The 14964-nt window shown below is 71.7% G+C and carries 13 protein-coding genes; 3 read left to right on the top strand and 10 right to left on the bottom strand.

Translation table 11 applies throughout. From position 1 onward, the window contains the following. Positions 1 to 7: 7 nt before the first annotated feature. The 3 genes from nadD to AB0E07_RS14965 form a co-directional block, all read right to left on the bottom strand. Complete coding sequence (gene nadD / locus AB0E07_RS14975; RefSeq protein WP_362250628.1) at positions 8 to 646, bottom strand: nicotinate-nucleotide adenylyltransferase; 639 nt, start codon at positions 644 to 646, stop codon at positions 8 to 10. Between the two features lie 72 nt (positions 647 to 718). Next, positions 719 to 883, bottom strand: a complete 165-nt coding sequence (locus AB0E07_RS14970; RefSeq protein ID WP_362250625.1) for a hypothetical protein — start codon at positions 881 to 883, stop codon at positions 719 to 721. Between the two features lie 141 nt (positions 884 to 1024). Continuing rightward, a complete protein-coding gene (locus tag AB0E07_RS14965; RefSeq protein ID WP_362250622.1) occupies positions 1025 to 1186 on the bottom strand; it encodes a hypothetical protein in 162 nt (53 codons plus the stop codon). A 286-nt stretch (positions 1187 to 1472) separates the two neighbouring features. On the opposite strand from AB0E07_RS14965, the gene AB0E07_RS14960 reads away from it, so the two are divergent. Continuing rightward, a complete protein-coding gene (locus tag AB0E07_RS14960) occupies positions 1473 to 2594 on the top strand; it encodes a M48 family metallopeptidase (protein ID WP_362250803.1) in 1122 nt (373 codons plus the stop codon). Positions 2595 to 2603: 9 nt separating this feature from the next. Here the strand turns inward: AB0E07_RS14960 and AB0E07_RS14955 are convergent, their stop codons facing one another. From AB0E07_RS14955 to proB, 5 genes are all read right to left on the bottom strand, one after another. Further along, positions 2604 to 3674 carry a hypothetical protein gene (locus AB0E07_RS14955; RefSeq protein WP_362250619.1) on the bottom strand — a complete coding sequence of 357 codons (1071 nt, stop codon included), beginning with the start codon at positions 3672 to 3674 and terminating at the stop codon, positions 2604 to 2606. Between the two features lie 100 nt (positions 3675 to 3774). After that, positions 3775 to 4377, bottom strand: coding sequence for a hypothetical protein (locus AB0E07_RS14950; RefSeq protein WP_362250616.1), 603 nt, complete (start codon positions 4375 to 4377; stop codon positions 3775 to 3777). Between the two features lie 74 nt (positions 4378 to 4451). Continuing rightward, positions 4452 to 5738 (bottom strand): glutamate-5-semialdehyde dehydrogenase, encoded by a 1287-nt coding sequence (locus tag AB0E07_RS14945; RefSeq protein ID WP_362250614.1) that lies wholly within the window; start codon positions 5736 to 5738, stop codon positions 4452 to 4454. Between the two features lie 131 nt (positions 5739 to 5869). Further along, a complete protein-coding gene (locus AB0E07_RS14940; protein ID WP_362250799.1) occupies positions 5870 to 6337 on the bottom strand; it encodes a hypothetical protein in 468 nt (155 codons plus the stop codon). A 207-nt stretch (positions 6338 to 6544) separates the two neighbouring features. Then, positions 6545 to 7672, bottom strand: a complete 1128-nt coding sequence (gene proB, locus AB0E07_RS14935; protein ID WP_362250611.1) for a glutamate 5-kinase — start codon at positions 7670 to 7672, stop codon at positions 6545 to 6547. A 266-nt stretch (positions 7673 to 7938) separates the two neighbouring features. Here proB and AB0E07_RS14930 point away from each other — a divergent pair, with 266 nt between their 5' ends. Further along, positions 7939 to 9291, top strand: coding sequence for a polysaccharide pyruvyl transferase family protein (locus AB0E07_RS14930; RefSeq protein WP_362250607.1), 1353 nt, complete (start codon positions 7939 to 7941; stop codon positions 9289 to 9291). Positions 9292 to 9405: 114 nt separating this feature from the next. Further along, positions 9406 to 11457 carry a hypothetical protein gene (locus tag AB0E07_RS14925; protein ID WP_362250605.1) on the top strand — a complete coding sequence of 684 codons (2052 nt, stop codon included), beginning with the start codon at positions 9406 to 9408 and terminating at the stop codon, positions 11455 to 11457. On the opposite strand, the gene AB0E07_RS14920 is transcribed toward AB0E07_RS14925, so the two are convergent. Together AB0E07_RS14920 and AB0E07_RS14915 are read right to left on the bottom strand one after the other, a co-directional pair. After that, positions 11399 to 12598 carry a glycosyltransferase family 2 protein gene (locus AB0E07_RS14920; protein ID WP_362250602.1) on the bottom strand — a complete coding sequence of 400 codons (1200 nt, stop codon included), beginning with the start codon at positions 12596 to 12598 and terminating at the stop codon, positions 11399 to 11401. The genes AB0E07_RS14925 and AB0E07_RS14920 overlap by 59 nt on opposite strands. A gap of 193 nt (positions 12599 to 12791) precedes the next feature. After that, entirely contained in the window at positions 12792 to 14849 is a 2058-nt protein-coding gene (locus tag AB0E07_RS14915) for a hypothetical protein (protein WP_362250598.1), read from the bottom strand. Between the last annotated feature and the right edge of the window lie 115 nt (positions 14850 to 14964).

Here is a 14964-nt window from a genome sequence, read left to right as displayed (position 1 = left end):
TCTCGGCTCACTCGCCGCGGTACAGCTCGCGCTTGTCGATATAGCGCACGACCCCGTCCGGCACCAGATACCAGACCGGGTCGCCCTTGGCGACTCTCGCACGGCAGTCTGTGGAGGAGATGGCCAGGGCGGGAACCTCGACGAGCGAGACACCGCCCTCCGGGAGTCCGGGGTCGGCCAGGTGGTGGCCGGGCCGGGTGACCCCGATGAAGTGCGCGAGGGAGAACAGCTCTTCCGTGTCCCGCCAGGTCAGGATCTGACCGAGGGCGTCGGCGCCGGTGATGAAGAAGAGGTCGGTGTCGGGGTTGAGCGCCTTCAGGTCGCGCAACGTGTCCGCGGTGTACGTCGGGCCGCCGCGGTCGATGTCGATCCGGCTCACCGAGAACTGCGGGTTCTCGGCGGTCGCGATCACCGTCATCAGGTAGCGGTCCTCGGCCGGGGTGACCTGGCGGTGGCTCTTCTGCCACGGCTGCCCGGTCGGGACGAACACCACCTCGTCCAGGTGGAACTGCGCGGCGACCTCACTGGCCGCCACGAGGTGCCCGTGGTGGATCGGGTCGAACGTTCCGCCCATGACGCCGAGCCGGCGCTTGCCGGGATTCGACGGGCCGTTGCCGGGGCCGGTAGGCATGTCCTGCTCTCCCATGCGTGCAGACCCTACCGGCCCGGCCCGTGGGCCACCGTCGCCGGACCTCCGGGTATCAACCGGACCTCCGGATCAGCGGTCGCGGTTGAAGCGCGTGGTGATCCACAGCAGGAGCATCAGGATGACGAAGGCCGCGCCGCCGGTCACCAGCGGTTCGAGGCTCTCGTGGTTGCCGCCGTGCTCTCCGCCCTCGGAGGCGAGGGTGGCCAACTGGGCAGCGGTGCTCTGGAAGCTCATCTTCGGCAGGACCTTCGGGTGTGGGCGGGATAAAGGTGTCGGCTCATCGTAAGCGGGCGGCTCCGCAGCGATCACGCCGACTCCGCCGTTGGGGCCGCGCGCGCCGCACCGGCCCCGCGCCGAGGCAACTTATCCGGCGCCTCATTCGTCCTTCGACTTGTACCCCCGCAACAGGAACCACGCGGTCAGGACAGAGCCCAGGACCATCACGATCAGGATCACGCGGAGCAGTTTCCCCGCCCCTTGCGTCTCGGCCGCGCGCGCGGCCTCGGTCAGCCAGGCGGCCGGGGGGTTGTGCTCCATGACGTGGGACTCCTTCGCTGTGCTGCCCGTCCAAGGTAACTCCGCGGTCGTGTCTGACCATTCCCGTCGTCGCCCGGAGGGCGGCGCCGCGGCGTCAGGTGCGTGCTCCCGGCGTGCCGGGCGCGGGCCCTCGGACTGGTGTCCGTGGGTCTGTGCCCGGTGCGGCGAGAGTGCGTGCATGACGCCGCGGGGCAGACGGGAATGGTCAGACACGGCCTAGGCTGGAGCCTGCTCCGGGGGCCCGCAGGGGCCGCAGACGGCCACAGAGACGCACATGGGGGATCACATGTCCGACGACGGCCACCAGCACAACGGGCACGAGAAGGTGCCGAGCAGGCAGCGCAGGCGCTTCCCCGGGATCTCCTCGCGTGCGTACGAGCACCCCGCCGACCGCAGCGCCCTGGTGGCGCTGCGCAAGCTGAGCGGATTCGACACCGTCTTCAAGGCGCTCAGCGGTCTGCTGCCCGAGCGCAGCCTCCGGCTGCTGTTCCTCTCCGACTCGGTGCGCGTCTCCGACCAGCAGTTCGCGCACCTCAACGACATGCTGCGGGACGCCTGCTACATCCTGGACCTGGAGAAGGTCCCGCCGATGTACGTCACCCAGGACCCGAAGCCGAACGCGATGTGCATCGGCCTGGACGAGCCGATCATCGTGGTGACGACCGGGCTGGTCGAGCTGCTCGACGAGGAGGAGATGCGGGCGGTCGTCGGGCACGAGGTCGGGCACGCGCTGTCCGGGCACGCCGTGTACCGGACCATCCTGCTGTTCCTGACCAACCTCGCCCTCCGGGTCGCCTGGATCCCGCTGGGCTCGGTGGCGATCATGGCGATCGTGACCGCGCTGCGCGAGTGGTTCCGCAAGTCGGAGCTGTCCGCGGACCGGGCCGGGCTGCTGGTCGGCCAGGATCTGACCGCGTCTATGCGCGGCCTGATGAAGATCGCGGGCGGCAACCACCTGCACGAGATGAACGTGGACGCGTTCCTCGCCCAGGCCGAGGAGTACGAGAAGTCGGGCGACCTGCGCGACTCGGTGCTGAAGATCCTGAACGTGCTGCCCCGCTCCCACCCCTTCACCGCCGTGCGGGCCGCCGAGCTGAAGAAGTGGGCGGAGTCCCGGGACCACCAGCGGATCATGGACGGCCACTACCCGCGCCGGACGGAGGACAAGGACACCTCGGTCACGGACTCCTTCCGCGAGTCCGCCTCGCACTACGCCACGCATGTGAAGTCGTCGAAGGACCCGCTGATGAAGCTGGTCACCGACATCGCGGGCGGGGCGGGCGACCTGGGCGGCCGGGTCCGGCGGGGCTTCGGGGGCTTCGCCTCGTCCGCGCCGGGGGACGGCGGCTCCGAGGACCGGCCGCCGAAGGACGCTCCGCGCGACAGGGACCGACGCGACGAGGACTGAGCGGAGGGCTCACACCCTGGGCTGGGCGCTCTCCGCGAGGGATCCGCACAGCGCCATGGCGTCGCCCGTCGCGTACGGGTCCGTGCCGGCCGGGCCGCCCGCCTTGGCGGTCTGGCCGGCCAGCAGCGGGCGCAGCCGGTTCGCGGCGTCGTCGGCGCAGGACAGCGGGCCCGCCTGGACGGAGGAGACGATCAGCTGGGTCTGGCTCATCCGCAGGTCGTCGTGGTCGAAGCGGAAGTGCAGCTCTCGGCGGACGGTGAAGAGGGAGGCCCGCGCCCCGTCCCCGGAGTCGGCCGGCCTGAGCGCGTAGACGAAGGTGTGGTCCGCGGTGACCTCCAGGGTGGCGGAGTCGGTCTCGGCGGCCGCGAGGGTGCCCTGGACCCGGATCCTGCGGTCGGCGAGCTCGACGCTGCCGGGGTCGAAGCGGACCAGCCAGCCGGTCGGGGCGTGCCTGCCGTCCGCCGCCGGGTGGTCGAAGCTCCGGTCGAACTGGTCGAGCTGGTCGGGGTCGATCAGCACCCGCACGGGCCGGACCTGCTCGCCGAGGATCACCTCGGGGTAGAGCGAGGAGCGGACGATGTAGTCCTTGGCGATGCTGAGCGCGTTGACGACCTGGCTGTCGGAGAAGTGGGCGGTGCGCCGGGTGGCGGGCAGCGGCACGCCCTCGGCGCCGATCCGGTACTGGGCGGCGGGGCTGCGGGCGAAGAGCGCCTCGGTGTCGGCGGAGCCCGGCACCTTCTCGGGCGGGGCGAGCGGGATCACGGTCATCCGGGCCGCTTCCACGGGCTCGGGGCCCGGCGGGTCCTGGTAGGGGTGGCGTACGCCCATGTAGACCGCGGTGCCGAAGGCGACGGCGATCAGCAGGACCAGGACCAGCGCCTGCCGGGACAGGCCCCGGCGCAGCGGCGGGCGGCGCCGGACGGCCGGCGCGTGGTCGTCGATGCGTTCCTGGGCGGAGAACTCCTGGAGCCGGGCAGCGCGGATGAACGACTCGTCGAAGACGACGGATCGGTACTCGTCCTCGCCACCGCCGGGTCCGCCCTCGGGGGTCCCCTCAGGTGGGTTTCCAGGCCCGCCCATATCTTCAGGGTAGGTCGCCGGAAGGCCGGGTAAACGCCCCGCTGTATGACAAGTTCTGACAGGTTCTCACCAGGAATGGCGGGTTCCGGCCAGACTCCGTTCAGGGCGTGCGCGGCACGGCCGATATGGCCGGCTGGGAGTGGTCGGCGGAGGCCGAGGGCGCTCCCGCCCCGCCCTGTTCCACCCCGGTCGTGGCGGGCGGCGGAACCTGGTCCCGGCTGCCGGAGGAGGCACCCCGGTAGACCGCGGTGAAGGCCAGTGCGACCATCCCGATGCCCATCACCAGGGCGAGCATCCAGGCGACGGGGCGGTGCCAGCGGGCGACCTGCTTGCCGTAGGGGCCCGGGGCTCCGTAGCGGCCTTCGAGGACGTCGTCGTCCGGGTCGTCGAGGTCGGCGTCGGAGCGGTAGCCGGCGGAGTCGTCGGGGCCGTACCCGTCGTCGTAGCGCTCGGCGCGGTGGCGGGTCCGGCGGGCCTCCGCCTCGGACGCCTCGGCTCTCGCCTGGGCGGCGGCCAGGAGGCGCTCGACGGCGGTCGGCTCGTGCAGGGTGGCCGCCGCCACGAAGGCCTCGTCGAAGACCACGGAGGCGAACTCTTCGTCCGACACCCCGCGGTCGTGGTCGTTGTCGGGATCCCAGCCGTCAGGGAACGGCGTACCCCCCACGTCCTCCGGCACGGATCCAGAGTAGACCTGGGGGGTCAATTTGGGCAGACGGTACGGAAATTCATCCGCCCTGTGAGACACCGCGCGGGCGGTGTCCGGCCGGTTCGGGCCGGTCAGCGGCGGATGTGTCCGTCGCCGGTCACGATGTACTTCGTGCTGGTCAGCTCGGGCAGGCCCATCGGGCCGCGGGCGTGCAGCTTCTGGGTGGAGATGCCGATCTCGGCGCCGAAGCCGAACTGGCCGCCGTCCGTGAACCGGGTCGAGGCGTTGACGGCGACGGTGGTGGAGTCGACCAGCTGGGTGAAGCGGCGGGCGGCCTGCTGCGAGGTGGTCACGATCGCCTCGGTGTGGCCGGAGGTCCACAGCCGGATGTGCTCGACGGCCCTGTCCAGGGAGTCCACGACGGCCGCGGCGATGTCGTGGGAGAGGTACTCCGTCTCCCAGTCCTCGGGGGTCGCCTCCACCACGGTCGCCCGGGAGTCCTTGGCGTGGGCCATCACCCGGTCGTCGGCGTGCACGGTGACCCCGGCGTCCGCGAGGGCGTCCAGGGCCCGCGGCAGGAACTCGGCGGCGATGTCCTGGTGGACCAGCAGGGTCTCGGCGGCGTTGCAGACGCTGACCCGGTGCGCCTTGGAGTTGACCAGGATGTCCACGGCCATGTCGAGGTCGGCCTGCGCGTCGACGTAGACGTGGCAGTTGCCGGTGCCGGTCTCGATCACCGGGACGGTGGACTCGTTGACGACCGTACGGATCAGCGAGGCGCCGCCGCGCGGGATGAGCACGTCGACCAGGCCCCGGGCCCGCATCAGCTCGCGCACGCTCTCGCGGCTCTGGCCGGGCACCAGCTGCACGGCGTCGGCGGGCAGCCCGGCGCCGCCGACGGCGTCCCGGATCACCCGGACGAGGGCGGAGTTCGACTCGTAGGCGGAGGCGGAGCCGCGCAGCAGGACGGCGTTGCCGGACTTCAGGCAGAGGGCGGCGGCGTCCACCGTGACGTTCGGGCGGGCCTCGTAGATGATGCCGACGACGCCGAGCGGCACCCGGACCTGGCGCAGGTCGATGCCGTTGGGCAGGGTGGAGCCTCGGACCACCTCGCCGACCGGGTCGGGCAGCGCGACGACGTCCCGGACGTCGGAGGCGATGGCCCGGACCCGCTCCGGGGTGAGCGTCAGCCGGTCGACGATCGCCTCGCTGGTGCCGGCCTCGCGGGCGGCGGCGATGTCCTTGGCGTTCGCCTCGACGATGTCACTCGTCCGGACCTCCAGGGCGTCCGCGATGGCGAGCAGCGCGTCGTCCTTGGCGGCCCGCGGAAGCGGCGCGAGGTCGGCGGCGGCGGCCTTGGCGCGGTAGGCGGCCTGGGTGACCGGGGTCATCGAGTCGTACGGCGAGAGCGTGGTCATGAGGGAAGGGTAGTGCGCCCCGGGAGGCCGTTCACCGGACGTCCCACACCGCGAGACAAGCCGTCCGAAGGTGACGCAAAAGGGGTCCTCCAGGGTGGCTCGACGGTTCGGGTCGCCCCGGCACCGGCGGCTCAGTAGGGATGGACGCCGACCGGGGTGGCCGGGAGCGGGCCGTAGCCCTCGGCGATGCGCTGGTGGTAGGTCTCGCGGCCGATGACCTCCAGGCCGACGATCTCCCACGGCGGCAGGCCCGCGCTCTGCCGGTGCTCGCCCCACAGCCGCAGCGCGACGGCGGCCGCGTCGTGCAGGTCCCGGGCCTCCTCCCAGTAGCGGATCTCCGCGTGGTCGTTGGCGTAGCGGCTGGTCAGCAGGAAGGGGTGGTCGTGGGCGAGCTGCTCAAGGGCCCGCCGGACCTCCTTCAGCGGGGCCTCCTCGCCGGAGACGCTGAGCGTGACGTGCCACAGCCGGGGCAGTTCGGCGGGTTCTCCGCCGCCGGCCCGCGCACCGGTCGCGACGCTGGTCAGGGCGCGCTCCTCGCCGGCCGCTCGGGAGGAGGGGCGGCCGACCCCACCGCCGGACGCCGCCGCCCCAGGGCGCACTCGTCTCACGACGGCCTCCTTCGTCCCACGGTCGAGCACTGCTCGGCGGTTTGTTTCCTCGAGACAAAGTTGAGCAGGCCGCAAGCGCGTCTGTGGCGGTTTTGCGGAACGTCCACCTCAGGGCGACCTCCCGGCCGGGGCGTTCACCCTGTTTTCGGACGGGTGTCAGGGCCCGGGTGCCGGGGCCCCGCATGCGGGGCTCTGGCGTCAGGGCTCCAGGAGCACCAGGTCGTCCCGGTGGACCACCTCGCGCTCGTAGGCCGGGCCCAGCTCGCGGGCCAGTTCGTGCGTGGAGCGCCCGATGAGCTGAGGGATCTCCCTGGCGTCGAAGCTGACCAGCCCGCGGGCGACCGCGCGCCCGGCGCCGTCGCGCAGTTCGACGGGGTCGCCCGCGCTGAACTCGCCCTCCACGGAGGCGATCCCGGCCGGCAGGAGCGACTTGCGGCGCTCCACGACAGCCCGCACCGCGCCGTCGTCGAGGGTCAGCGAGCCCTGCGGAGTGGAGGCGTGCTGGAGCCACAGCAGCCGGTCGGCGGAGCGCTTGCCGGTGGCGTGGAAGTACGTGCCGGTGTCGCCGCCCGCGAGCGCCTCGGCCGCGTGGACGGCGCTGGTGAGCACCACGGGGATGCCGGCGGCGGCCGCGATCCGGGCGGCCTCGACCTTGGTGACCATGCCGCCGGTGCCGACCCCGGCCTTGCCCGCGCTGCCGATCTCCACGTGCGCCAGGTCCTCGGGGCCGCGCACCTCCGCTATCCGCGAGGTGCCGGGCCGGCTGGGGTCGCCGTCGTAGACGCCGTCCACGTCGGAGAGCAGGACCAGCAGGTCGGCGCGGACCAGGTGGGCGACGAGGGCGGCGAGGCGGTCGTTGTCGCCGAAGCGGATCTCGTCGGTGGCGACGGTGTCGTTCTCGTTGACGACCGGGAGGGCGCCCATCGCGAGGAGCTTGTCGAGGGTGCGCGAGGCGTTGCGGTGGTGGGCCCGGCGGCTCATGTCGTCGGAGGTGAGCAGCACCTGGCCGACGCGGACGCCGTAGCGGGCCAGGGAGGCGGTGTAGCGGGCCACCAGCAGACCCTGGCCGACGCTCGCGGCGGCCTGCTGGCGGGCCAGGTCCTTGGGCCGGCGGCGCAGCCCGAGGGGGGCGAGCCCGGCCGCGATGGCCCCGGAGGAAACGAGAACAATCTCACGTTCCCCGCCGCTGCGGCTCTTCGCCAGGACGTCCACGAGGGCGTCCACGCGGTCCGCGTCGAGCCCTCCGGAGGCGGTCGTCAGGGACGAGGAACCCACTTTGACGACGACCCTGCGCGCCTCGGTCACGGCCTGCCTTGCGCCTGTCACCTGCTATTCCGTCCCCTCGCACGCCCTCGCACGTCGACTGTCCCGCAATCTACGCGAAGCGTGCGGTCCCTCGCGCATCGTCCCAGAGCCCGGACAGCGGGACGGTAGCCGCCCCCTCACGGTGCGCGCACGCCGAAAAGGTTGTACTGACCGCTTATAGAAAAGAACGCCCAGGGGAATTTAGTCTGACGTTTGTGTCATCGAATGTTCCCCCCGCGCGGCGCATCCTCCTCAGATCGGGGAAGAGCCCCTACGACGCCGTCCCCGTGGAAGAAGCTCTCCACCGCGACGTCATCGCCACCAACTCCGGCAACCTGATCTTCAGCGACGCCACTCACAAGCTCCTCGAACTGCCGGGCACCGAGGTCGTGTCCAACGGCATCAGGACCAACGTGCAGGCCGCGGGGAGGATCAACGAGCAGTACGACGCGTTCGTCGTCCCGCTCGCCAACGCGTTCCGTCCGTCGTTCGAGCCGATGCTGGACCGCCTGACCCGGCTGATCTCCAAGCTGCGGATACCCGTGGTCGTGGTCGGCGTCGGTGCCCAGACCGGCCTCAACTACGACCCCGCGCGGCTGAAGCCGATGGAGCCGTCGGTGCGTGCCTTCGTCTCCGCGGTCCTCGACCGCAGCGCCTCGATCGGCGTGCGCGGCGAGTTCACCGAGCAGTACCTCAAGGACATGGGCTTCCGGGACGTCGAGCTGATCGGCTGCCCGTCGATGTTCATGTACGGCAAGGACCTCACGGTCACCAAGCGGGTCCCGGAGCTGACCGCCGACTCGCGTATCGCGGTCAACGGCTCGCACAGCGCGGTGCAGAACCAGGGCATGGACCGGGTCATCGCCGCCGCCCACGAGCGCTACCCGAACCTGCGCTACATCGGCCAGAACCTCAGCGACGCCGTGCAGCTGCACTGGCGGGACGTGTCCGGCCCCAACGGCCGCATCAAGGCGATGCCGACCCATCCGGACCACCCGATGTACCGGGAGGACAAGGCGCGCGTCTACATCGACCCGATCACCTGGATCGACGATCTGCGCGAGTTCGACTACTCCTTCGGCTCCCGCATCCACGGCAACATCGCGGCGCTGCTCGCCGGCACCCCCGCGACGGTGCTGTGCAGCGACTCGCGGACGCTGGAGCTGTGCCGGTACTTCGACATCCCGCACCAGCGGATCGACCAGCTCGCCAAGGGCGAGGTCGTGGACCCGGCGCGGCTGTACGCCGAGGCCGACTTCGGCCCGCTGGTCGACGGCCACCACGAGCGGTTCGAGCGCTTCACCGGGTTCCTGGACCGCAACGGCCTGCAGAACACCTTCACCCACGGCGACGGCGGTGCCGCGTTCGAGGAGCGCATGCGCTCGCTGTCCTTCCCGGCCGGCATCCGCCCCTGGAACGACGCCGACCCGGTCGCCATGGCCACTCGCTTCGGCTGGCTCCAGAGCCGCATCGCCAAGCTGACCGCGGACAACGCCAAGCTGAAGCAGGAGGTCGCCAAGAACGGCACGAAGAGCACGAAGGCCACGGCCACCGAGACCGTGCAGCCCTCCGTGTACCGCCGGGCCCGCCGGGTGGTCGGCCGCCCGCTGCGCAAGGCGCTCCAGTCGGGCAAGCAGTAGCCCCCGGCTAGCTGCCGTTCTCTCCGTAGGTCTCCGGACGACACCCGCGTGTCGTCCGGAGGCAGGCGGGCGTTAACCCCTTCGCCCCCCTGCGCCGACCCTGGAGTGACCGCAGTGCCCGTACCCCTCCTCCGCCCGCGCCGCCTCGGAATCCCGGCGCGGGCGCCCGTGGCCGCCCTGCTGGCGGGCGCGCTCTGCGCCCAGGCCGTGGCCGCCCTGCTCCCCCACGTGCCGCTGCTGATCGCCTCCACGGTCCTCTGCCTGGCCCTGGAGGGCGTCCTGCACCGCTGGCAGCGCGGTCTGCTGCCGCTGTTCGCCAAGGCGCACCTGGACATCACCGTGCGCCACGTGCTGCGGGACCTGTTGCTGGTGGTGGCCCTGCTCAGGCTCGGCGGACAGGAACGGGAGTCGTCCTACGCCCCGCTGGTGGCCGCGCTGCTCGGCTGCTACGCGCTGCACTGCGCGATCCAGGCCGTCTCGGTCCTGGTCCGCCGCACCCGCACCCTGCCGGTCGTGACCCGGAACATCGACGCCTCCGCGCTGCGCCTGTCCCCCGCCCCGCCGGTGCTGCTGCGCCGTCCCGGCCCCCGGCTCCTGGTGCACGGCCTGCCGGCGACGGCCGGTCTGCTGGCCACCGCGGCCACCGCCGACCACCGGTTCGCCGCCCTCGGCCTGGCACTCGCCCTGGGTCTGGCCGTCCTGGGCCTGTGCGCCCTGCTGCTGCGGCTGCTGCCGGGCCGGCGCCCGGCGGGCGAGCGGGAGGCCCTGGAGTGGCTGGACGGGTGGCTGGCGGAGTACCGGCCGACCGTGGGCCTGTACTTCTCCGGCGGCACGTCCTCGGCGTACCAGGCGAACATGTGGCTGGAGCCGCTGTCCCGGCTCCAGGGGCGGCCGCTGATCGTGCTGCGCGAGCGGTTCATGGTCCAGAAGCTCGCGGCGACCGACGTACCCGTGATCTGTCTGCCGAAGGTCTCCACGCTGATGCGTCTGGAGCAGTCCACGCTCCAGGTGCTGATCCACCCCTCGAACTCCGGCAAGACCTCCCAGGTGCTGCGCATCCCCACGCTGAAGCACACCTTCGTCAACCACGGGGAGAGCGACAAGCTGTCGTCCTGCAATCCCTACGCCAAGGCGTACGACGAGGTCTGGGTGGCCGGTCCGGCGGCGCGCGAGCGGTACGCGCTGGCCGAGGTGGGCGTGGAGGACAAGGACGTCGTGGAGATCGGCCGCCCGCAGCTGGACGCCGTGGAGCCGTACGCGGGTCCGCCGCGGGGGGCGTACACGACGGTGCTGTACGCGCCGACCTGGGAGGGCTGGGACGGCAACCCCGGGAACACCTCGGTGGTCGAGGCGGGCGAGAACCTGGTGCGGGCGCTGCTGGCGGACCCGGGGGTGCGGCTGCTGTACAAGCCGCATCCGCTGACCGGGTCGGTGGATGCCCGTGCGGGTGCGGCGGACCTGCGGATCCGGGAGCTGGTGCGCGCGGCGAACCGGGGGCGTTCGGGTCCGCGGCCCGACGGCGCGGGCGAACTCGCCCGGCGCACCGCCGAGTTGGACCGGCTGACGGCGACCGCCTTCCGGGCCGGCGCCGACCAGGTCGAGCGGATGCTCGCGCAGTCGGCGCCCGAGCCGGGGCGGGCGCGGGCGGTGGCTCGGGCCACGGCCGCCTGGGAGGCGGCCTACTGGGACTCGCTGCCCGAGTGGGAGCACCAGATCGTGCTGGGCCCGCGGCCCACCCTGTTCTCCTGCTTCAACCGCTCGCACCTGCTGATCAGCGATGTCTCCAGTGTGGTCAGCGACTTCCTGGTGAGCGAGAAGCCGTACGCGGTGGCCAACACCAGCGGGCTCGCGGAGGACGTGTTCCGCGAGACCTTCCCGACCGTGCGGGCGGCGACCGTACTGACCCCGGACGCGGCCGGGACGGCGGAGCTGCTGGCGGCGGTGCGCGATCCGGCGAAGGACACACTCGCCCCGGCACGGGCCGAGTTGAAGCGTCATCTGCTGGGCCCGGACGAGCCGTCCGCCCAGGAGCGCTTCGACGCGGCGGTCCTGGCGCTCGGTTCGGCGGCCGAGGAACGCAGGGCCCGGACCATCCCGGGCCAGCGGCTCAGCGCGTCGCCGGAACCCGCCGCATCCGGCGGACCTTCCGCAGCACCCGGCGCATGAAGTAGTCGGTGCCGCCCTCCCGGAACCCGGGCACGCCGCGGGCCTCCCGGGGCTCGGCCAGATAGACGGAGTCCGGTATCCCGGCGTCGGCGTCCCGGAAGTACGGGTACTCCAGGTACACCCGGCGGCCCTTCTTCTCCAGGAGGGCAGCCGGTTCCCTCTTGGCCTTCACGAACCCGGCGACCTCCAGCAGGCGTTCGTACTGCCGCCCCGCCAGCAGGTGCATCCGCAGCCGTTCCTCGACCCGCAGGCGCTGGGCGACGCCCTCGTTCCAGTGCTCCGCCAGCAGCGGCGCGGCCAGTTCGTACTTGTGGCGCCGGACCTTCTCGCCGTCCTTGAGCAGCTTGGGGCCGAACTGCGGCAGCAGGGTGACGACGAAGGGGCGGACCATGAGGACGTCGCGCCGGGGTCCGGGCGGGACCATCTCGGCTATCAGGCGCATCAGGGCGCGCGCGGAGTCGAAGCGCAGGGCGTACCCCCCGCTCCTGGTGACGTGCTTGCCGTCCTCCCGGCCCACCAGGTAGTAGCAGGTGTAGTCGGCGATCAGCGTGACGCCGTCGGCGCGCAGGTACGCCTCCATGGTGAACAGCGCGTCCTCGCCGGTCCACAGGGACTCGTCGAAGCGCATGCCGTGCCGGGTGAGCAGCTCGCGGCGGAACAGCTTCTGCGCGCTCAGCGTGAACTTGATGTTCGAGGAGTAGACGTCGGTGCGTTCGATGCTCCGGCCCCACATCGACTGCGGTGGCTTGCGGTTGACGCCCTCGACCCGGCCGACGACCACGTCCGTGCCGTTGCGGTCGGCCGCGGCGACCATCCGTTCCAGGGCCTCGGTGCCGAGCCGGTCGTCGGCGTCGAGGAAGAAGACGTAGCGCCCGGCGGCCTTGCCGAGTCCGACGTTGCGCGGGCCGCTGGGGCCGCCGGAGTTGTCCTGCCGGATCACCGTCACCGGCATGGGCGCGCGGGCCGCGAACTCCTCCAGGTACTCCCCCGTGCCGTCGGTCGAACCGTCGTCCACGGCTATGACCTCGATCCGCGCCGGGTCGAGGGTCTGCGACGCGACGGACTCCAGGCACGCGACCAGATAAGGCATCGCTTCGTAAGCCCCGATGACGACGCTCACGTCCGGCTGCGCCACGGTCACGTTTCCCCCTAGTAAACGGAAGTTTTCTCCCGTAATTCCTTTTCGCAACCTGTAAGACGGTTGAGTCGGGAAGGCGGTTGCCCGGTCGCGAGCGATCAGTGACTCACATCACGGTACGTAGGGGGCGTGAAAAGCGTTCGGCCCCCGAGGAGTTGAACTCCTCGGGGGCCGAACGGCCGTGTTCGAGCGCGGGTCAGCCGGTGAGTTCCGCCGACTCCGCGGACTCCGTGTTCGCCGTCCGCGCCTCCTGGCCGAGGTTGCGGGTGTCGGCCTTCAGCGCGAGGTTCGCGACCGCGGTGTTGAACTGCACGATGGAGGCCGGCTCGTCGGGACCGAGCAGGTACCGCTTCAGCTCACCGCGGTCCTCGGCCAGCGGGTCGGCGGACGGGTCGCGGACCGCGTCCAGCAGCTCGCCCAGCCGGTCCGCGTTATTGGCCAGGATCACCGCGGCGCGCACGGCGGTGTTCTGCCGCTTGAACTCCTCCTCGCCCAGCTCGGCGGAGTCGGTGACCGCGTACGGCTTGCCGCTCGCGATGAAGTCGGAGACCACGCTGGAGATGTCCGAGACCATCGCGTCGGAGACGTTGAAGCAGTCGTACAGCCGCGGCTCGGCGCCCTCGATCACCCGGTGCTCGTGGGAGCCGAAGGACCGCCAGTACGCCTCGTTCCACTCCGCGCGCAGCCGGGCGACCTCCTCGTGCCGGGCGACGTCCACCACGCCGTCACGGGTGGCCTCGGCCTCGTCGCCGCGCTCCTTGCCGTTGCCCGACAGCTCGGCCAGGCGCAGTTCGATCCGGGCCAGGTCGGCCTTGGCCGCGGAGCGGGCGGCGCCGTCGGCGGCGAAGCGGGCGTCGGCGGCGCGCTCGGCGCCGGCCTTCTCCACCAGCGCGGTGATCCGCAGGTGCGCGGCCTTCGCGGCGGGGCTGACGGTGCCGGTGAAGGGGTGCGGCTTGTACAGGACGCGGACCGGCGGGTCCGCCTTCACCAGGCGCTTCACGATGTTCTCGCCGGCCAGCACGATCGAGGTGTTGCCCGGGTTGCCGTCCCAGCCCTCCCAGGTGGGCGCGTACAGCACGGTCGGCATCCGGCCCTCGGGCACGCCCTGCCAGGTCTGGATGGGCGCCAGCTGCGGGCGGCCCACCTCGGCGATGTCGTCGTCACGGACGCCGACGTCCGCTATGGCGTACCGGTCGCGGCCCGCGCGGCCGGCGGTCCACACCTCGTCGTAGACCTTGCTGAAGGGGTTGACGCTGGCCAGCTTGTCGCTGTCGCCGTGGCCGATGAAGACGTGCTTCATGGTGGGCACGCGCAGCAGGTGGATGTTCTTGCCGACGTTCGCCGCGTAGAGCGCGACCCGCACCGTGGTCAGGTCCATGTTCATCAGGTGCACCCCTCCGGGCACGCAGATGACGGGGACCGTGGTCGGCGCGAGGTTGCTCAGGATGACCCGCTCGCGCAGGATGATCAGCGGCTTGGAGTCGAGCTGCTCCATCGTCTCCAGCCACATGTTGACCTGGTAGGCGGAGTCCTTGGAGCCGGAGAAGTAGAGCACCGTCCCGGGGCGGTACTCCAGCAGCCAGTCGTCGAGGGCGGCGAGCACCCGGTCGGCGTTCGGCGGGATCTTCGCGCCGCGGATGTAGGGCACCAGCGCGAGGACGTACAGGCAGCCCAGGAGCAGGGTGACACCGATACCGAGGAACCCGGCGAGCGGCTCGTCCAGGGCGGCGGAGACGAGTATGCCGACCACCGCGGCCAGGTCGAGGTGGAGCATCTTCTCGGCGGAGCGGTCCAGCAGCGCGCGCGACGGGGCGTCCGGGATGCGGATGCGCGAGGCCAGGTCGACGTTGCGGGTCGCGACCGGCATCCGGCGGCGGTTGCGGATCAGGGTGACCAGCGCGCCGTGCGGGGCCTGGAGACCGTAGAAGGCGATGAAGCCGGCGACGGCCGCGTAGTAGACCAGGTTGTCCGAGAGTTCCAGCCGGGCCAGCAGCAGGATCAGGAGCAGCTGCCGGATGAGGAAGCGGATCGAGAGTCCGGCGCGCACCTTGCTCAGGCGGTTGACCAGGTAGCTGCCCTTGCGGTGCAGATAGTGGTCCGCCAGGTACGTGACGGCGGCCGCGGCCGCGAAGGCGGGGACGCTCGGCACGAGCGCGGCCACCATGAGGCAGGGGTAGCCCAGCATCATGAGGACCGCCGCGGCCAGCTCGGCCGCGCTGCCCACCCGGGCGACGCGTATAGCGGTGGAGATCACGGATAAACCTGCTCTGGGAGGGGTTGCCGGTCTGAGGAACAACGGCCGAAGGACTCAGGCCCCTGTGAATTCTTCGTGAATGAAGAAACGCAGAGGCCTGAAATCCGTAAGGCTT

Source organism: Streptomyces sp. NPDC048002 (assembly GCF_040653275.1).
In the GTDB taxonomy this organism is placed as follows: domain Bacteria; phylum Actinomycetota; class Actinomycetes; order Streptomycetales; family Streptomycetaceae; genus Streptomyces.
The sequence above is the reverse complement of the archived record's forward strand: the minus strand, read 5'-3'. Positions and strand labels throughout refer to the sequence as shown.